This is a genomic window from Bacillus cereus group sp. BfR-BA-01355 (assembly GCF_022663675.1).
Lineage (GTDB): Bacteria > Bacillota > Bacilli > Bacillales > Bacillaceae_G > Bacillus_A > Bacillus_A thuringiensis_S.
Genome location: NZ_JAKUFY010000419.1, coordinates 1 through 246 on the forward strand (window position 1 = coordinate 1; position 246 = coordinate 246).

Below are 246 nucleotides of genomic sequence, written 5' to 3' on the forward strand. Positions count from 1 at the left end.
CAAATCGCCGAAGATAAAATCGCGGAAATAAAAGAGCATAAAAAACAAGTAGAAGATAAAGTTGCTGAAGTAAAAGAACATAAGCAAAATATCGATAATAAGGTTAATGAGATTAAAGAACATAAACAAACTGTCGATGAAAAAGTGAATGAAATGAAGCAACATAAAGAGAACATCGATCAAAAGGTTAATGAACTTAAGGAAGTAAAAAAACAAGTAGATGAAAAATTAGCTGAGTTAAAGAAA

1 pseudogene is annotated in these 246 nt (G+C 28.9%); it reads left to right on the plus strand.

Annotation, left to right across the window (positions count from 1 at the left end):
• Window positions 1–246: pseudogene (locus MR167_RS32305) on the plus strand (LPXTG cell wall anchor domain-containing protein); the annotation flags it as partial.